Source organism: Streptomyces sp. NPDC058157, assembly GCF_042884105.1.
Lineage (GTDB): Bacteria > Actinomycetota > Actinomycetes > Streptomycetales > Streptomycetaceae > Streptomyces.
Window position 1 is genome coordinate 1 of record NZ_JBHVUQ010000011.1, and the last position, 17687, is coordinate 17687.

The window sequence follows — 17687 nt, forward strand, 5'->3', positions numbered from 1 at the left end:
CGCACCCCACGACCGCACCCCGGCCGCGGCCCCCGCCGGAGCCCCCGCGCCCGCCGCCCCCGCGCCCGCCTCCGCACCCGCCGGGCGGATCCCCGCCTACCCCGCCGCCGAGCGGGCCGTGAAGGCCCTCGCCGAGGCCGTCCGCTACGCCCAGTGGCGCCGCGCCAACGCCGACGCCGGCCACGTCCCCGAGTACGAGGACATCGACGAGAGCGGCGCCGCCGCCCAGCTGGCCGCCCTCCTCACCGGGGTCGCCGAGGGCGCCGCGCTGACCCTGGACGAGCCCGACGCCCGCGAGCTCCTCGGCCGCTACGGGATCCGCGTCCTGCCGACCCTCCCCGCCCCCAGCGCCGACGCCGCCGTCCGCGCGGCCCGCGTCCTCGGCTACCCCGTCGCCCTCAAGACCACCGCCCCGCACCTGCGCCACCGCGCCGACCTGGGCGGCGTGCGCCTCGACCTCACCACCGAGGCCGAGCTGCGGCGCTCGTACGAGGAGCTCACCGAGGCCCTCGGCAAGCCCGCCGAGCTGCTGCCCGTCGTCCAGTCCATGGCCCCCCGCGGGGTGGACACCGTCGTCCGCTCCGTCGTCGACCCCGCCGCCGGCGCCGTCCTCTCCTTCGGGCTCGCCGGCGTCCCCTCCGAGCTCCTCGGGGACACCGCGCACCGGCTGGTCCCCGTCACCGACCGGGACGCCGCCGGACTGGTCCGCGCCCTGCGCGCCGCCCCCCTCCTCTTCGGCTGGCGGGGCAGCGACCCCGTCGACACCCCGGCCCTGGAGGAACTGCTGCTGCGGCTGTCCCGGCTGGTGGACGACCACCCCGAAGTGACGGGAATCTCCCTGGAGCCGGTCGTCGTCGCCACCGAGGGCCTCACCGTGCTCAGCGCCACCGTCCGTGTCGCCCACCCGCCCGCACGCACCGACCTCGGCCCGCGAACCCTGCCCAGCTACTGACCGACGGGCAGGTAGGGCGACCCCGGACGGGCCTTAGGATGGACCTCATGGCGAAATCCGGTACGACGACCCAGGGGCTGCGCGCGGCGATCGAGCGCAGCGGCTACTACCCGGCCCTCGTGGCCGAGGCCGTGGAGGCCGCGGTGGGCGGCGAGCCGGTCTCGTCGTACGTGGTCCACCAGGAGACCACCTTCGACTCCAACGAGGTGCGCCGGCACGTGACCGTGCTGGTCCTCACCGACAACCGGTTCATCGTCAGCCACACCGACGAGCAGGCCGCCGACGCCGGGTCCCCGTCCCCGTACGCGACCACCTCCACCGAGTCGGTCAAGCTCGGCTCCATCTCCTCCGTGGTGCTCAGCCGCGTCGTGGCCAACCCGGAGTCCTACACGCCCGGCCAGCTGCCCCGCGAGGTCGTCCTGACCATCGGCTGGGGCGCGGTCTCGCGCATCGACCTGGAGCCCGCCGCCTGCGGCGACCCCAACTGCGACTCCGACCACGGCTACACCGGCAACTCCACCGCCGACGACCTGAGCCTGCGCGTCAGCGAGGCCGGCGACGGCCCCGAGACCGTCCGCCAGACGCTTCTCTTCGCCCAGGCGCTCTCCGAGGCCACCGCGGCCACCACCCGCTGATGTCGTACTCCGTGCCGCCGAACTGGCAGGACGACCCGGAACTCCTCGACCTCGCCGGCGCCCCCGTCCCGCACTACGGCACCGGCTCGCTCGCCGACCTGCTGCCGACGCTGGCGGCCGGCCAGGGCGTCCCCGGGCTCACCGCCGGGATCGCCGAGCTGACCCCGGCGGACCGCAACTGCGTCTTCCTCGTCGACGGCATGGGCTGGGAGCAGATCAAGGCCCACCCGGAGTACGCCCCCTTCCTGACCTCCCTGCTCGCGAGCTCGCGCGGCGGCACCGGACGTCCGATCACCGCGGGCTTCCCGGCGACCACCGCCACCTCGCTGGCCTCCGTCGGCACCGGCCTGCCGCCCGCCCGGCACGGCCTGCCCGGCTACGCCGTGCGCAACCCGGCCTCCGGCGAGCTGATGAACCAGCTGCGCTGGCACCCGTGGACCCCGCCGAAGCCCTGGCAGCCGTACCCGACGGTCTTCCAGCTCGCGGACGCCGCAGGCGTGCACACCGCCCAGGTGTCCGCCCCCAACTTCCAGCGCACCCCGCTCACCCAGATCGCCCTCAGCGGCGGCACCTTCCACGGCCGGATGACCGGCGAGGAGCGGATGGACCTCGCCGCGATCCAGCTCGCGGCCGCGGAGCGCTCCCTCGTCTACACGTACTACAGCGAGCTCGACGGGGCCGGACACCGCCACGGCGTGGACTCCGACGCCTGGCGCGGCCAGCTGATGTACGTGGACCGGCTCGTCCAGCGGCTCGCCGAACAGCTGCCGCCGCGCACCGCGCTCTACGTGACCGCCGACCACGGCATGGTCGACGTCCCCTTCGACGAGGACTCCCGGATCGACTTCGACGAGGACTGGGAGCTCGGCGCGGGAGTCGCCCTGCTCGGCGGCGAGGGCCGCGCCCGGCACGTCTACGCGGTGCCCGGCGCCGAGGCCGACGTGCTGACCGTGTGGCGCGAGGTGCTCGGCGACCGCTTCTGGATCGCGAGCCGCGAAGAGGCCCTGGAACTGGGCTGGTTCGGGGCCCCGGGGGAGTGCGACGAGCGGGTCCTCGGCCGGATCGGCGACGTGGTCGCCGCCGCCCACGGCGACGTCGCGATCACCGCCTCCCGCAACGAGCCCAACGAGTCCGCCCTCACCGGCATGCACGGCTCCATGACGGCGGCGGAACAGCTCGTCCCGCTCCTCGAAGTCCGCACCTGAGCCCGCGACCCGGTCCTCCCTCCCCGCCCACGACCCGAAAGGTCCCGTACTTCCCATGCCCGAGCTGGTGTTCTTCTCCGGAACGATGGACTGCGGAAAGAGCACACTGGCTCTGCAAATCACCCACAACCGCTCCGCCCGGGGCCTCCAGGGCGTGATCTTCACCCGCGACGACCGGGCCGGACAGGGCAAGCTCTCCTCGCGCCTGGGCCTGGTGACGGAAGCGGTGGAGGCGGGTGAGGACATGGACCTGTACGGATACCTCGTCGACCAGCTCTCCAAGGGCGGCAAGGCCGACTACGTCATCGTGGACGAGGCGCAGTTCCTCGCACCCGAGCAGATCGACCAGCTGGCCCGCATCGTCGACGACCTCGACATGGACGTCTTCGCCTTCGGCATCACCACGGACTTCCGCACCAAGCTCTTCCCCGGCTCCCAGCGCCTGATCGAGCTGGCGGACCGCCTGGAGCAGCTCCAGGTGGAGGCCCTGTGCTGGTGCGGGGCCCGCGCCACGCACAACGCCCGCACGGTCGGCGGGGAGATGGTGGTCGAGGGCGCCCAGGTGGTGGTCGGCGACGTGAACCGCCCGGCGGAGGAGATCGGCTACGAGGTCCTGTGCCGCCGCCACCACCGCAAGCGCATGACGAGCGCCTCGGCCCACGCGGGCGCCCTCTCCCCGGACGTCCTGCCCGTCAACCACGCCTGAACCGGGGCGTGCACGGCCGGACTTCCGTAACTCGCGGCGATCCGGCCGGTCGGCGGAGGCGGGTGTGAGGGGGCCGTCCTACGCTTCGTGAGGTGACGACCGCAGCCGCGCCCGTTCCCGTCCTCACCCACCACGCCCTGCTGGTGCTCCTGCTCCAGCTGGCGCTCCTGCTGCTCCTCGCCCTCTGCCTCGGCCGGCTGGCCGCGCGCTTCAGGATGCCCGCGATCGTCGGAGAGCTCTGCGCGGGGGTGCTCGTCGGCCCCTCGGTCCTCGGCCACCTGCTGCCCGGGCTCGCCGCGTGGGTGCTGCCGGAGCGGCCCGAGCAGATGCACCTCCTCGACGCGGTCGGGCAGCTCGGCGTCCTGCTCCTCGTCGGGATCACGGGTATGGAACTGGAGTCCGGCCTCGTCAGGCGCAGCGGCGCCACCGCCGTACGGGTGAGCGTCGCCGGTCTGGTCCTGCCCCTGGGGCTCGGCGTCGCCACGGGGTACCTGCTGCCCGGCTCGCTGCTGCCCGCCGGGACCGATCCGACCGTGTTCGCCCTCTTCCTCGGCGTGGCCCTGTGCGTCAGTGCCATCCCCGTGATCGCCAAGACCCTGCTGGACATGGACCTCCTGCACCGCGAGGTCGGCCAGCTGACCCTCGCCTCCGGGGTGATCGACGACGTCGTGGGCTGGTTCCTGCTCTCCGTCGTCTCGGCGATGGCCACGTCCGGCCTGACCGCCGGCCGGCTCACCGCCTCCCTGCTGTCCCCCGTGGGCGTGGTGCTGCTGGCCCTGCTGGTGGGGCGGCCCGTCGTCCGGCTCGCCCTGCGCGCGGCCGGCCGTTCGCCCGAGCCCGGGCCGACCGTCGCCGTGGCGGCGCTGGCCGTGCTGCTCGGGTCGGCCGGTACGCAGGCCCTGGGCCTGGAGCCGGTCTTCGGGGCCTTCGTGGCCGGGGTGCTGATCGCCACCAGCGGCCGGCTGGACCGGGCGAAGCTGGCCCCGCTGCGCACCACGGTGCTGGCCTTCCTCGCGCCGCTCTACTTCGCCACGGCCGGGCTGCGGATGGACCTGACCGCGCTGGCCGGGCCGCAGGTGGCGGCCGCGGCCGGGGCGGTCCTGACCGTGGCCGTCCTCGGCAAGTTCGCGGGGGCCTACGCCGGGGCGAAGCTGAGCCGGCTCAGCGGCTGGGAGGCCCTCGCCCTCGGCGCGGGCATGAACTCCCGCGGGGTGATCGAGGTGATCGTGGCGATGACGGGCCTGCGGCTCGGGATCCTGGGACCCGAGACGTACACCGTCGTCGTCCTCGTGGCGATCGTGACCTCGCTCATGGCCCCGCCCCTCCTGCGCCTCGCCATGGCCCGCGTGGAGGAGCGGGCGGACCCGGAACCCCGTCCGGTCCCGGCGCCGGCGGCCCCGGTCTGACTGCCCCCGGACGGTCTGACGCCCCCGGACGGTCAGGCCAGCGGCCCGGCGATGGCCGTCAGGGCGGCCAGGTGCCGCCGGTACCCGGCCAGGCCGTCCTCCGTCAGCCGCAGCCAGGTCCGCGGCCTGCGCCCGACCCGGCCCTTCTCGACGGCCACCCAGCCCTCCTCCTCCAGCCGCGTGACCTGCTTGGACAGCGCGGAGTCGGTGATCTCCACGAGGTCCCGCACGGAGGCGAACTCGGCCTTCTCGACGGGCGCGAGCGCCGCCACGATCGACAGCCGCACCGCCGAGGAGAGCAGCGGGGCGAGGCCGTGGCGGGGATGGGGCGAACGCCCCGTACCCGTGGGGGTCCCCGTGCTCATACCGCCCGCGCCCCCCGCGAGGCCGCCACGGCGGGCGGCAGCGCGCACACGAGCGCCGCGCCGGCCGCGAAGCGGGCACTGTCCGGGAAGACGGCGAGGCCGACGCCGAGCGCCGCCACGTAGCAGGCCGCCCACACCCCGACCGCGGTCAGGTGCCGGCGGGCGTACCCGCGCGGAACCACCGGCTGCCGCAGCGCGAACACGGACAGCCCGGTCACCACCAGGGCGTTGGCCAGCGAGCACACCAGCGCGGCGGCCGGACCGTGCCACAGCAGCACCGCCGGGACGAGGGCGAGCTGCCATCCGGCGAACGCCCACAGGTAGCCGACGTGCCGGCGGCCCCGCCTGCGCGCGCCGGCCTCGATGCGCGCGACGCCCTCCAGCGCGACGGCCGCGGCTGCGTGTTCGGACATGGTCGTTCCCTCCCCGTAGTGGGCCGGGCGGCCCTGAGTGTGCTCACCCGGCATCTACTTTCCATTATGGAAAGTACTTGTCGGTACGTCAGGTGTCCACATCGCCGCACGAGTCCGGGGGCTTGGCCGGAACGTGTCGGGTCGCACCCCCGGCGGACCGGCATGATCTACCGTGGGCGGCACCTGCTGGTAGGGCGTGAGACGGGGGCATGGGCGTGCCGATCGGATTTGTCGACCGCGTGGAGCACATGGACGAGCTGCGCTCGGTCGTCGCCGCGCTCGGGGACGGGCGGGGCGGGCAGGCCATCGCGGTCGACGGGGTGTCGGGCATGGGCAAGTCGGCGCTGCTGCGGGCCTTCGAGGCCGAGGCGCCCGCCGGCTGCCGCGTCGTGTCCACCCGGTGCCGGCCCGGTATCGGCCCCGACCTGATGTACGGGCCGGTCCTCGACCTGCTGCTGAAGCTGGGCGAGGCCGAGCCCCGCCGGCGCGGACGGCTGCGGCGGATGCTCGGCGCCACCGGGCAGGGGGTGGTCCGGTCGGCCCCCGAGGTGCTCTCGGCGATCGTCCCGGGGCTCGGAGCCGTGTTCACCCTGGGCCGGGAGATCACCGAAGCCTCCCTCGACTCCGGCTCCATGCCCTTCGACAGCCTCCTGCCCTTCCGGCACGCGGCCGCCCTGCGCATCGCGGAGGGCCTGCTCGACCTGGTGCGCCAGGGGCCGCCGACCGTCCTCGTCATAGACGACGTCCAGCACGTCGACGAGAGCAGCCAGCTCGTCCTGGACCAGCTGCTGCGCGCCCTCGCCGGCGAACGGCTGGCCGTGGTCCTCAGCCACGCCAGCGACACCGCCCACACCGACGGCAAGGAGTCCAAGGTCGAGGCCCTGCTGCACAGCTGGGCCGGCGAGGGGCTGCTGCGGCGCCGCACGATGCGCGGGCTGCCCCAGGACGCCATCGCCGAACTCGTCGCGCAGCGGCACCCCGCCGCACCGCCGGCCCTCTCCCGCCGGCTGGCCGAACTGACCGGCGGGCACGCCATCTTCGTCTCGCTCTGCCTGGAGGAATGGACCCCGCAGGACGGCGGCGAGGTGCCCTTGCCGGCCAGCCTCTCGCGCGTCGTCGAGGAGCGGCTGCGCGCCCTGACCGACCAGGACCGGCTCCTGCTGGCCACCGCCGCCACCCAGGGCGACGTGTTCCTCTCGCACACCGTCGCCGCCGCGACGGGCCTGTCCCACGACCTGGTCATGGAACGGCTGCGGCTGATCGCCCGCGACCACCGCCTGGTCGTCCCCGCGACACCGCCCGCGTGGGCCCGCTGGGAGTCCGCCGACTGCTACCGCTTCGAGCACCGGGCCCTGTGGAGCGTGGTCTACACGGAGCAGAGCGCCGAGCAGATGCGCTCGCGCCACGCCCGCATCGCCCAGGCCCTCGGCCAGGGCCCGCCGGAGACCATGTCGCTGGAGCGCCGCCTGGAGGTCGCCCGCCACCTCCGCCACGGCGGCCCCTCCTGCCTCCTCGCCTCGGCCGACGCCCACTTCGAACTCGCCCGCGACGCCGCCACCCAGGGGCTCTCCTTCGCCGAGGCCGAGCGGCACTGCGAGGAGGTCATCCGCGCCGTACGGGAACTGCCCGCCGGCACCGAGGGCCGCGACCGGCGCCTGGTCCGCGTCGTGGAACTGCTGCTCTCGCTGACCGAGGTCCGCTGGCGCGGCCAGAGCACGCCCGCCGGCGGTCCGGACATCGACGCCCTGGCCGCCGAGGCGGAGGCCGCCGCCGCCCGCTGCGCCGACCCCGACCTCGTCATCCGGGCCACCCTGCTGCGCGGCAAGACCCTGCTGGCCACCCGCGGCCTGGTCCCGTCGCTGGAGAAGCTGCGGGCGGCCGTCGACCTGGCCGAGGAACACGGCGACCCGGCCGCCCTGTTCGTGGCCCGCGTCGAGTACGGCCGCCAGGTCTCCAAGCGCCGGCTCGCCGACGGCCTGGCCCAACTGCGCGAGGCCGAGCGCCTGTACGCCTCGGACCCGCGCCTGGGCGGCGGCGCCACCCCGGTCCTCCAGCACGCCCGCAACCTCGGCGAGATGCAGCTCGGCATCACCCTCTTCGACAGCGGCCACCTGTCCGAGGCGCTGAGCCGCCTCCAGCGGTGCGCGGCCCGGCTGCGCGAGGAGCCGCTCAACGCCGAGCTGCCCATGGCGCTCAACTACCTCGCCCAGGTGCGCCTCGGCCTCGGCGACGACGCCGGCGCGGCGCAGGCCCTGCGCGAGGCCCTCGGGTTCGAGGCGGACCGGGGCGGCGACAGCGCCTGGCACGCCTACAACGCGGCGCTCCTCGCCCGGATCCTCGCCGACCGCCGCGAGACCCGGGACGAGGCCCGGCGGCTGATCGCGGACGCCTGGGCCGAGACCGAGCGGACCTGGCTGGCCAACCTCGTCCCCATCGTCCGCAACCTCTGCGCCGAGGTCCTCCTCGCCGGCGCGGACGGGGACCCGCGGGCGCCCGGCGCCGCCGAGGCCCTCCAGGAGGCGGAGCGGCTCGCCGTCGCCACCTGCGTCGAGACGCGGCGCAGCGGCATGGTCCGCAGCGAGATCGCCGCGTACACCCTGCGCAGCCGGATCCGGCTGCGCGGCGGCGACCCGGCCGGGGCCGTGGAGCAGGCCCGGGAGGCCCTGAGGATGCTGGACGAGGTGGGGGACATGCCCGCGCTGCGGACGGAGGAGGTCCTCTGGCACGCCGGGCGGGCCCTCGCGGCGGGCGGGGCCGGGGAGGAGGCCCGGGGGCTGTTCGACCGGGCCCGGCGGGAGGTCCTGCGCAAGGCGGGGCTGATCGGCGACGAGGCGCTGCGCGAGCGGTTCCTGACCGCGGTGCCGCTCAACCGGTCCCTCCTCGCGGCCGACGGGGAGGGACCGTGCTGACCATCACGAAGGAGTTCCACTTCTCCGCCAGCCACGTCCTGGACCGGCTGCCCTCCTGGCACCCGTGCGCCCGGATGCACGGCCACAACTACGCCGTGGTCATCGAGCTCTCCGGCCGCCGCGAGGACCTCACCGAGGCCGGGTTCGTCCGGGACTACCGGGACCTGGACGCCTTCAAGCGGTGGATGGACGAGACCTTCGACCACCGCCACCTCAACGAGGCGCTGGGGGGGGGTATCTCACCGTCGGCCGAGAACCTGGCCGTGTGGATCTTCGACCAGTGGACGGAGCGGATCCCCGAGCTGACGGCGGTCAGGATCTCGGAGACCCCGAAGACCTGGGCGGAGTACCGCCCGGTCAGGGGCGCCTGACGGCAGTTCAGGCGGGTCCGGGCGCGAGGCCGTCCTCGACCAGGCCGGCCAGCACCGCCTGACCCAGGGCGTGGACGGCGGACTGGGGCCGGACCATCACGGTGAACTCCTTGATCCGGCCCTCCCCGTCGAACTGCAGCTGGTCGATCCCGTGGATCTGCCGGCCCGCCACCAGCGCCCGGAAGGGCAGGACCACCGTCGGGGCGGCCTCCCCGTCGGCCGTGGTCTCGACCTCCCCCTCCAGGCGTCCCAGGTACCGCAGGTCCTCGAAGGTGCGCAGCAGCACCCCGAACAGGCCCATGACCATCGCCTTGCCCTCGAACGGGACGAACTTCACCGGGCTGTAGAGGCGGACGTCGTCCGTGAACAGCTCGTCCAGCGCTGCGAGATCGCGCTTCTCCACGGCGGCGCGGAAGCGTTCGGCAGTCTCCATGACCCCTCCTGGGATACGTGGTGGATCCGGGTGCTACTCAACAATCTGACTAGTCACTTTCTTGAGTATGATGCCGAGGCGTACGAGGAAAGGGAAGGGGGCCCGGCATGGCACTGCGGCACGCGGTCCTGGCGGCGCTGCTCGACGACGAGTACAGCGGCTACCAGCTGGCGAAGGCCTTCGACATCAGCGTCGCCAACTTCTGGCACGCCCTGCCCCAGCAGCTCTACGCCGAGCTGGCCCGGCTGGAGGCCGACGGACTGGTCGCGGGCCGCGAGGTGGTCCAGGAGACCCGCCCCAACAAGCGCCTCTTCCGGGTCACCGACGCCGGACGGGCCGAGCTGGAGCGGTTCGCCGAGGCCGCGTCCAAGCCGTCCTCCATCCGCGACGACCTCCTGGTCAAGGTCCAGACGGCCGACCGCATCGGCACGGGCCCCGTCGTCGAGCAGCTGGAGCAGCGGGCGGCCGCCGCCGCGGCCAAGCTCGAACTCCTCGGAAAACTCCTGGTGAACATGCGCGGCGACCTGGACGAGGCCGAGTACCTCCGGCGGGGCGAGCGGGTCGGGCGGTACCTGACCTGCCTGCGCGGCCTGGCCTTCGAACGGGAGCACCGGGACTGGTGCCTGCGGACCGCGGCCGTACTACGGGAAAGGCAGCAGACCGATGCACAGCGGTGAACCCCTGCGCTACGTCGCCCTGGGCGACAGCCAGACCGAGGGGCTCGGGGACGGCGACGACACGACGGGCCTGCGCGGCTTCGCCGACCGCCTCGCCGGGCACCTCGCGGCCGCCCACCCGGGCCTCCTCTACGCCAACCTCGCCGTCCGGGGCCGGCTCGCGGGCCAGGTCCGCGCACAGCAGCTGGCCCCGGCCCTGGAGCTGAGGCCCGACGTGGCCACCGTCGTGGCCGGCGTCAACGACGTGCTCCGGCCCCGGTTCGACGCCGCCGAGGTGGTGGGGGAGCTGGAGGAGATGTTCGCCGCGCTGACCGCGGCCGGGGCCCGGGTGGCGACCGTCACCTTCCCCGACGTGGGCCGGATCGCACCCCTGGCCCGGCCCCTGCGCCCGCGCGTGGCGGAGCTCAACGCCCGCGTCCGCGCCGCCGCCGCGCGCCAGGGGGTCGTGGTCGCCGAGACGGGCCGGGCGGCCGTGGGGACCGACCCTCGGCTGTGGAGCACCGACCGGCTGCACGCGAGCCCCCTCGGCCACGCCCGGATCGCCGCCGCACTGGCCGAGGCCCTGGCCCTGCCGGGCTCCGACGACACCTGGCAGCACCCCCTGCCGCCCCGGCCGCCGCGCACCGCCGTCCGGGCGGTGGCGGCCGAGGTGGGCTGGGCGGCCGGCTTCCTCGGCCCCTGGCTCGGCCGGCGGCTGCGCGGCACCTCCTCCGGCGACGGCCGCACCGCCAAGCGCCCCGAGCCCCTGCCCGTCGTCCCCTAGCCCTCCCCGGCCGACCGCACCAGGGCGAAGACCGCCCCCTCCGGGTCCGCCACCAGGGCCAGCCGGCCCCGGATCCGGTCCCGGGGCGGGCTGAGCACGCGGCCGCCCAGTGCGGTGACCCGGGCGGCCGCCGTGTCGGTGTCGCGGACCTCGAAGTACGTCATCCAGTGCGGGCCCCGGTCGTGCGGCAGCGACCGGCCGACCCCGTGCACCGCGGCCACCGGCCGGCCGTCCAGTCGCAGGGTCAGGTAGTCGAAGTCGGCCGAGGCCGCCGGGTGCCGTTCCGCTTCGTGCCCGAAGACGTGCTGGTAGAACTTGCCGACCGTCGAGGTCTCCTGGGTGACCAGCTCGTTCCACACCGGGGTCCCCGGCACCCCGTAGGGCCGCCCGTGGCCCGAGTCCTGCCAGATCCCGAAGATCGCCCCCAGCGGGTCGGAGCAGATCGCCACGCGCCCCTCGGCCCCGGCGTCCATCGGGCCCACGGCCACCGTGCCGCCGCAGGAGCGGATCGCCTCGGCCGCGCAGTCGGCGTCGTCGATGGCGAAGTAGGGGGTCCAGGCGACCGGAAGGTGCCGGTCGGGCGGCATCTCGCCGATCCCGGCCACCTCCTCCCCGTCGAGGACGGCCCGGACGCCCGGGCCGAGCTGCGCGGGTCCCGGCTCGTACTCCCAGCCGAACAGGTCGGCGTAGAAGTCCTCGGTCCTCCCGAGTCCGTGCACCATCAGGCTCACCCAGCACGGTGTGCCGGACGGCCGCCGCGAAGCCCCCGCTGCCTCGGTCATGTCAGCAGTCTCCTCCGTCGTGTCCCGAATGACGCCGCTGATGCTTCCACTCCGCGGGGCGCCGCGCGCCCCGACCGGGCCGGACGGCACGGGGGCTGACGGAGATGACCGAATCACTGCGGCCCGTCGATGTCCGGCTTGTTACACGGGCCTCCGGGCGGGGAGGAAGATGGGCCCATGACTGCGATTCTCTCGGCCTCCGCACTGACGGACGAGCTGGCCTCCGACCGCCCGCCGGTGCTCCTGGACGTCCGCTGGCAGCTCGGCGGCCCCGACCAGCGCCCCGCCTACGAGGCCGGGCACCTGCCCGGCGCCGCGTACGTCGACCTCGACCGCGAACTGGCAGGTCCGCCCGGGTCGGGCGGCCGCCACCCGCTGCCCGACCCGGAGGCCTTCGGCGCCGCGATGCGCCGCGCCGGGGTGCGCGCGGACGAGCCGGTGGTCGTGTACGACGGCGGCCAGGGCTGGGCGGCCGCCCGCGCCTGGTGGCTGCTGCGCTGGACGGGTCACCCGAACGTGCGAGTCCTGGACGGGGGCCTGGCCGCGTGGACCGCCGCGGGCGGCCCGGTGACGGCCGACGCGCCGACTCCGGCGGAGGGCGATTTCAAGCCAAACCCGGGCCTGTTCGGCCTGCTCGAAGCGGACGAGGCGGCCGCCCTGGCCCGTACGGGACTGCTGCTGGACGCCCGGGCGGGGGAGCGCTACCGGGGCGAGGTCGAGCCGATCGACCCGGTCGGCGGCCACATCCCGGGCGCGGTGTCGGCCCCGACCACGGAGAACGTGGGCCCCGACGGCCTGTTCCTGCCGGCGGAGGCCCTGAAGGCCCGGTTCACGGAGCTGGGCGCCTCGCCGGACACCCAGGTGGGCGTGTACTGCGGTTCCGGGGTCTCCGGGGCGCACGAGGTCCTCGCGCTGGAGGTGGCGGGCATTCCGGCCGCCCTCTACGCGGGCAGTTGGTCGCACTGGTCCTCGGACCCGGCGCGCCCGGTGGCCACCGGCCCCAACCCCTGACCCGTCCGCGTCCGGCGGTGCCCCGCGGGGCACCGCCGGACCGGGCTACTCCTGCTTCTTGCGCCGGGTCCCGAAGACGATCTCGTCCCAGCTGGGCACCGCCGCGCGGCGCCCCGGCCGGACCCCGTCGGCCTCGGCCTGCCGGTCCGTCGTCCCGGTCAGCCGTTCGCGGTGTCCCGCGACCGTCCGCGGCATCAGCACGTCCGCGTACGCCGCTCCGGCGCCGGCCGAGGCCGCCGCGGCCGGAGGCTCCTCCGTCTCGGCCTCCTCCTCCGCGGCGTCGGTCCGCTCCGGGACCACCAGGTCGCCCCGGAAGCTGGGAACGGCCTCCAACAGGCTGGTCAGCGTGTCCCGTTCCTCCTCGGGCTCCGGCGCGGGCGGCGGGACCGCGGGGCGCTCGATCTGCCGGTCCAGGGCGCGGTCCAGCGGCCGGTCGCGCGGCAGCCGGGCGATCCTCGGCACGAACGGGAAGCTCGGCTCCGGGGTCGACGGCAGGTCGTCCGACTCGCCGATCAGGGAGCGGGCCTCGTCGTCCACGGCGACGACCAGCCGGCGCGGCGGATCGTACGTCCAGCTCGCGGAGTGCGGCTCGCCCACCACCCGGTAGACCAGCAGCACCTCCCAGGTGCCGTCGTCGCGGCGCCAGGAGTCCCACTGCACCGAGTCCTTGTCGGCCCCGCGCAGCGTCAGCCGCTCCTGCACGGCCTCGCCGAGCTGGGGCCCGGTGTTCTCCCCGGGGCGGCGCACGGGGGTCTTGCGGGCCCGCTCGGCCATGAAGGCGCGCTCGGCCAGGACCGGGCCCTCGAAGCGCCGGACCCGGTCGACGGGGATGCCGGCGAGCTGTGCGACCTCCTCGGCGGAGGCACCGGCCCGTATGCGGGCCTGGATGTCACGGGGGCGGAGGTGGCTCTCCACCTCGATCTCGATCTGGTTCAGGCGCGCGCGGTCGTTGCGCACGGCAGCCCGCAGCCGCTCGTCGATCGGAAGCGTGTACTCCGTGCTGTCCGCAGCCTTGAGCACCAGTCGTGTTCCGTCATTCGAGACGGCCACGACACGCAGTTCGGGCATGGGGACCTCCCGGGTGGTGCCTGCCGACGTCACGTGCGTCGCTGCTTCCGCTAGTCGAGTGTGGCCTGCCCGGGTGCAGCCTGCCACAACCTTGCCGAGTTAAACCGGCGTGTCGGGCATGCGCCCTTGATCGACGTTATGGCACGGTTACCTGTTGGGCACGCACAGTGACCAAGTGGTTACTGTGCGCAGCAGGAGCCCGTGCGATACCGCGGCATCACCGGTCTTGAGCGCCGCTTCTCCGTCAGCCGGCCCCCTCTCCCGGGTCCGGACATCCGAAAGGAAGGACGGCCCCAGGGCTCGCCACAGTACTCCATTCGGGCCACCTGGGTGGACCGCCGCGCCGCCGAACTTGTCCCGGGCGGCGGGAGTTGGCCTGCCCGAAATCGGGTCCGGATCCCGGTCCACCTGCGCACGCGGCCGTTTCGGGGTGTCCTGCTTCACAGAATCCGCAGAAACGGAACTTCTCATTTCGCTCAGGTGTCAGTAACTGCTGGAAGAGGAGAAGCGCAAGGGGCAGGACACGCAGGAGATGGCGATGGGTCAGAAGGCGGTAACGGAAGGCGAGCCGGGCGCTCCGGGGGGCGACGGCCGGGAGCGCAGGAAGCTCGACCTGAGCGCGACCCAGGTCGCGGGCAGCTCCCTCGCCACCGTCGCGGCCGCCCTGCTCGCCTCCAAGCTCGGCGTCTACGGGACCATCCTCGGCGCCGGCGTGGTCAGCGTGGTGGCGACCGCCGGCGGCCCCGTCATCCAGCACGCCTTCCGCCGCACCGGCGACCGGCTACGCGCGGGCGCCCGCAACGGCGCCCCCGGGGAGGCGCCCGGGCCCCTGCCGCAGGGCGAGTTCGGCGAGGCCACCGTGCACGGCACCCGCGTACGGGGCTGGAAGCGCACGGCGGTGGCCTCCGGGGCGGCCTTCGCCCTCGCCATCGGCGGCCTCGGGACGTACGAGGCCTTCGCGGGCACCTCCGTCAGCAGCGGCGGCGGCACCCTCTGGTCGGGCGGCACCCGCAAGGCCCCCGACCACCGCTCCTCCGACCAGGAGAAGGGGCCGGACTCCGGCGACCGGAGCCGGCGGGGCGGACAGGACGGCAAGGGCGCCGGGGACAGGACGAAGGACGGGACGGGCGGGCGGAGTCCGGACCCCGGGAGCTCCCCGAGCCCCTCCGCCTCGCACGGCGGCCCCGACCCGACGCCCACGCCCACCCCCTCCGGCTCACCCCGCCCGGACCCGTCCCCGACGCCCTCCCGGCAGACCCCCGGCCCGGACCCCGCCCCGAGCACCGGCGGCGGCACCGGCGCACCGGGCGGGAGCGGTACCACCGGCCGGGAGTGAGCGGGCGTCAGTCCCCGAGGACCCGGCGCAGGTAGTCGTTGCCGAACAGCCGGTCCGGGTCCAGCCGGTCGCGCAGCGCCGTGAACTCCCCGAACCGCGGGTAGGCCGCGGCCAGGTACTCCGCGTCCCGGGTGTGCACCTTGCCCCAGTGGGGGCGCCCGCCATGGGCGGTGAAGATGCGCTCGGCCGCCGTGAAGTAGGCCTGGTACGGGGTGCCCCGGTACATGTGCACCGCGATGTACGCCGTGTCCCGGCCCGAGGCCGTGGACAGCGGGATGTCGTCCGCCGGGGCCGTGCGCACCTCCACCGGGAAGCTGATCCGCAGGTCGGAGCGCTCGACCATGGCCTTGAGCTCCCGCAGCGCCTCCACCGCCCGCTCGCGCGGGAGGGCGTACTCCATCTCCACGAACCGCACCCGGCGCGGGCTGGTGAACACCTTGTACGGGATGTCGGTGTAGGTGCGCGCCGACAGGGCGCGGCTGGCGATCCGGGCGATGGAGGGGATGGCGGCCGGGACCGCGCGGCCCAGTGAGTTGACGGCCTGGAAGAGGCCGTTGGACAGCAGTTCGTCCTCGATCCAGCCGCTGACCGCCCCGGGCGGGGCGGCGGGGCCCTGGCTGCGGTTGTTGCGCTTGGTGTTGCAGTTGCCGGTGTGGGGGAACCAGTAGAACTCGAAGTGCTCGTTCTCCGCGACGTGCTGGTCGAACTCGGCGGTCACCCGGTCGAAGCGCATCGGCTCCTCACGCGCGGTCAGCAGGAACAGCGGCTCCACCGCGAAGGTGAGCGAGGTGACGACGCCCAGTGCCCCGATGCCGAGCCGGGCGGCCGCGAAGACCTCCGGATGGTCCTTCTCGGAGCAGGCCAGCAGCCGGCCGTCGGCGGTGACCAGCTCCAGCGCGCGGATCTGCGCGGCGATGGAGGCCGAGTCGCGGCCCGTGCCGTGCGTGCCGGTGCTGGTGGCGCCGGAGACCGTCTGCTCCATGATGTCGCCCATGTTGGTGAGCGACAGGCCCTGTGCGGCCAGGGCGCGGTTGAGGTCCTTCAGGGCCGTGCCGGCCGCCACGGTGACCGTGCCGGCGGCCCGGTCCACCGACAGGATCCCGCTGAGCGCCTGCGGCCGTATCAGCACCCCGTCGGTGGCGGCGGCCGCGGTGAAGGAGTGGCCGGTGCCGACCGCCTTCACCCGCAGGCCCTCCTCGGCGGCCCGGCGGACCGCCTCCTGGAGCTCACCGACCGAAGCGGGGGCCACCACGCGCGTGGGCGTGGCGCGGACGTTGCCCGCCCAGTTACGCCACGCGGTCCGCCCGCTCTCCGCTGCTGTCCCCGATGTCGCCGTCACGCGAGGGCTCCTCCCCTTGCGCCGGCCTCGTCAGCCGGCGGTAACCCGCGAACGCCACCGCCGCCGCGGCGATCCCCGAGGAGATCGAGACGACGTACCCGCGCTGGGCCCCGGCCGCGTCGATGACCAGACCGGTCACGGAGGAACCGACCGCGACACCGACCGCCAGGCCGGTGCTGATCCACGTCATGCCCTCGGTGAGCTTCGCGCGTGGTACGTGCGCTTCGATCAGGGCCATCGTGGTGATCATCGTGGGAGCGATGGCGAGGCCCGAGACGAAGAGCGCCACGGCCAGAAACGGAAGGTTCCCGGCCAGTAGGAGGGGGATCATACTCACGGCCATCGCACAGATGCCCAGTACCCAGCGCCGTTCCATCCGCCCCTTGAGATGGAGCAGGCCGAAGACGATGCCCGCCAGACAGGATCCGGCCGCCCAGATGGCCAGGATGAAGCTGGCGGCGGACTTGTGGCCCTGCTCCTCGGCGAAGGCGAGGGTGGAGACGTCGATGGAGCCGAAGATGGCGCCGGTCGCCACGAAGGTGGCCGTCAGCACCTGGAGGCCGGGGGAGCGCAGGGCGGACGAGCGGTCGCCGTCCAGGCTGCGCGGGTGGGGCGGCGGCTCGGTGGCGCGCTGCGCGGTGAGCAGCCAGACGCCGACGAGCAGGCAGCCCGCGGCGATCACCGGGCCGGCCTCGGGGAACCAGGTGGTGGAGAGCCCGATCGCCAGGATGGGGCCGAAGATGAAGCAGACCTCGTCGATCACGGACTCGAAGGAGTACGCGGTGTGCAGTTCGCGCGGCGCGTCCTGGTAGAGCACGGTCCAGCGGGCGCGGACCATCGAGCCGACGCTCGGTACGCAGCCGGCGACGGCCGCGAAGACGAACAGGGTCCAGTCGGGCAGGCCGTTCGCGGCGGCCAGGACCAGCGCGGTGACGGAGGCGACGGAGACCAGGGTCGCGGGCCGCAGCACCCGCCGCTGCCCGTACTGGTCGACCAGCCGGGAGACCTGGGGGCCGATCACGGCGGCGGCCAGGGCCAGGGTTCCGGTCAGGGCGCTGGCCATCGCGTAGCGGCCGGTGATCTCCGAGATCATCGTCAGGATCCCGACGCCGACCATGGAGATCGGCAGCCGGCCTATGAGGCCGGCGGCGCTGAAGGCCTTGGTGCCGGGGGCCGCGAATATCGCGCGGTAGGGACTGGGCAAGGTCTCTCCGTAAGGGACGTCATGGGCCCATACAGGTTACGGCCGCCTCTGGGCACCCGCACGGGGAAATCGGCGACACCGACATTTCAGGCGGTGGAACTTAGGGTCACCT

The 17687-nt window shown here is 74.5% G+C and carries 18 protein-coding genes; 11 read left to right on the forward strand and 7 right to left on the reverse strand.

All coding sequences use genetic code 11. The features are described 5' to 3' along the window. The 5 genes from ACFVXK_RS04835 to ACFVXK_RS04855 all read left to right on the forward strand — a co-directional run. Positions 1–952: acetate--CoA ligase family protein (locus tag ACFVXK_RS04835; RefSeq protein WP_389610099.1), on the forward strand; the 952-nt coding region annotated here is incomplete at its 5' end. A 47-nt stretch (positions 953–999) separates the two neighbouring features. Then, positions 1000–1587, forward strand: a complete 588-nt coding sequence (locus ACFVXK_RS04840) for a DUF5998 family protein (RefSeq protein ID WP_358891966.1) — start codon at positions 1000–1002, stop codon at positions 1585–1587. Then, the gene (locus ACFVXK_RS04845; protein WP_389610100.1) at positions 1587–2792 is read left to right on the forward strand and encodes an alkaline phosphatase family protein; all 1206 of its coding nucleotides are present in this window, start codon (positions 1587–1589) and stop codon (positions 2790–2792) included. The genes ACFVXK_RS04840 and ACFVXK_RS04845 overlap by 1 nt, the downstream gene beginning before the upstream one ends. Positions 2793–2847: 55 nt before the next feature. Beyond that, on the forward strand, positions 2848–3498 hold the full coding sequence (locus tag ACFVXK_RS04850) for a thymidine kinase (protein WP_389610101.1): 651 nt from the start codon (positions 2848–2850) through the stop codon (positions 3496–3498). A 92-nt stretch (positions 3499–3590) separates the two neighbouring features. After that, positions 3591–4904, forward strand: a complete 1314-nt coding sequence (locus tag ACFVXK_RS04855) for a cation:proton antiporter (RefSeq protein ID WP_389610102.1) — start codon at positions 3591–3593, stop codon at positions 4902–4904. A 32-nt stretch (positions 4905–4936) separates the two neighbouring features. Here the strand turns inward: ACFVXK_RS04855 and ACFVXK_RS04860 are convergent, their stop codons facing one another. After that, positions 4937–5269 carry a winged helix-turn-helix domain-containing protein gene (locus ACFVXK_RS04860; RefSeq protein ID WP_389610103.1) on the reverse strand — a complete coding sequence of 111 codons (333 nt, stop codon included), beginning with the start codon at positions 5267–5269 and terminating at the stop codon, positions 4937–4939. Beyond that, complete coding sequence (locus ACFVXK_RS04865) at positions 5266–5682, reverse strand: hypothetical protein (RefSeq protein ID WP_389610104.1); 417 nt, start codon at positions 5680–5682, stop codon at positions 5266–5268. The genes ACFVXK_RS04860 and ACFVXK_RS04865 overlap by 4 nt, the downstream gene beginning before the upstream one ends. Positions 5683–5891: 209 nt before the next feature. On the opposite strand from ACFVXK_RS04865, the gene ACFVXK_RS04870 reads away from it, so the two are divergent. Both ACFVXK_RS04870 and ACFVXK_RS04875 read left to right on the forward strand, forming a co-directional pair. Then, positions 5892–8591: an AAA family ATPase gene (locus ACFVXK_RS04870; protein ID WP_389610105.1), complete on the forward strand. Its 2700-nt coding sequence runs from the start codon at positions 5892–5894 to the stop codon at positions 8589–8591. Beyond that, complete coding sequence (locus tag ACFVXK_RS04875) at positions 8585–8962, forward strand: 6-pyruvoyl tetrahydropterin synthase family protein (protein WP_389610106.1); 378 nt, start codon at positions 8585–8587, stop codon at positions 8960–8962. The genes ACFVXK_RS04870 and ACFVXK_RS04875 overlap by 7 nt, the downstream gene beginning before the upstream one ends. Positions 8963–8969: 7 nt before the next feature. On the opposite strand, the gene ACFVXK_RS04880 is transcribed toward ACFVXK_RS04875, so the two are convergent. Beyond that, on the reverse strand, positions 8970–9395 hold the full coding sequence (locus ACFVXK_RS04880; RefSeq protein ID WP_389610107.1) for a nuclear transport factor 2 family protein: 426 nt from the start codon (positions 9393–9395) through the stop codon (positions 8970–8972). A 107-nt stretch (positions 9396–9502) separates the two neighbouring features. Here ACFVXK_RS04880 and ACFVXK_RS04885 point away from each other — a divergent pair, with 107 nt between their 5' ends. Together ACFVXK_RS04885 and ACFVXK_RS04890 are read left to right on the forward strand one after the other, a co-directional pair. After that, positions 9503–10072, forward strand: coding sequence for a PadR family transcriptional regulator (locus ACFVXK_RS04885; RefSeq protein ID WP_389610108.1), 570 nt, complete (start codon positions 9503–9505; stop codon positions 10070–10072). Beyond that, positions 10059–10835 (forward strand): SGNH/GDSL hydrolase family protein, encoded by a 777-nt coding sequence (locus ACFVXK_RS04890; protein ID WP_389610109.1) that lies wholly within the window; start codon positions 10059–10061, stop codon positions 10833–10835. Before ACFVXK_RS04885 ends, ACFVXK_RS04890 begins: the two co-directional genes overlap by 14 nt. Here ACFVXK_RS04890 and ACFVXK_RS04895 read toward each other — a convergent pair. Further along, positions 10832–11617, reverse strand: a complete 786-nt coding sequence (locus ACFVXK_RS04895; protein ID WP_389610110.1) for a VOC family protein — start codon at positions 11615–11617, stop codon at positions 10832–10834. The genes ACFVXK_RS04890 and ACFVXK_RS04895 overlap by 4 nt on opposite strands. Before the next feature lie 177 nt (positions 11618–11794). Here ACFVXK_RS04895 and ACFVXK_RS04900 point away from each other — a divergent pair, with 177 nt between their 5' ends. Continuing rightward, entirely contained in the window at positions 11795–12628 is an 834-nt protein-coding gene (locus ACFVXK_RS04900) for a sulfurtransferase (RefSeq protein WP_389610111.1), read from the forward strand. Between the two features lie 45 nt (positions 12629–12673). Here the strand turns inward: ACFVXK_RS04900 and sepH are convergent, their stop codons facing one another. Beyond that, positions 12674–13696 (reverse strand): septation protein SepH, encoded by a 1023-nt coding sequence (gene sepH / locus ACFVXK_RS04905; protein WP_389610112.1) that lies wholly within the window; start codon positions 13694–13696, stop codon positions 12674–12676. A gap of 538 nt (positions 13697–14234) precedes the next feature. Between sepH and ACFVXK_RS04910 the strand changes: the two genes are divergently transcribed. After that, positions 14235–15032, forward strand: coding sequence for a hypothetical protein (locus tag ACFVXK_RS04910; protein ID WP_389610113.1), 798 nt, complete (start codon positions 14235–14237; stop codon positions 15030–15032). Between the two features lie 7 nt (positions 15033–15039). Here ACFVXK_RS04910 and ACFVXK_RS04915 read toward each other — a convergent pair whose 3' ends face one another. Together ACFVXK_RS04915 and ACFVXK_RS04920 are read right to left on the reverse strand one after the other, a co-directional pair. Continuing rightward, positions 15040–16371 carry a D-arabinono-1,4-lactone oxidase gene (locus ACFVXK_RS04915; RefSeq protein ID WP_389610114.1) on the reverse strand — a complete coding sequence of 444 codons (1332 nt, stop codon included), beginning with the start codon at positions 16369–16371 and terminating at the stop codon, positions 15040–15042. Then, complete coding sequence (locus ACFVXK_RS04920; protein WP_389610115.1) at positions 16319–17575, reverse strand: MFS transporter; 1257 nt, start codon at positions 17573–17575, stop codon at positions 16319–16321. Before ACFVXK_RS04920 ends, ACFVXK_RS04915 begins: the two co-directional genes overlap by 53 nt. Between the last annotated feature and the right edge of the window lie 112 nt (positions 17576–17687).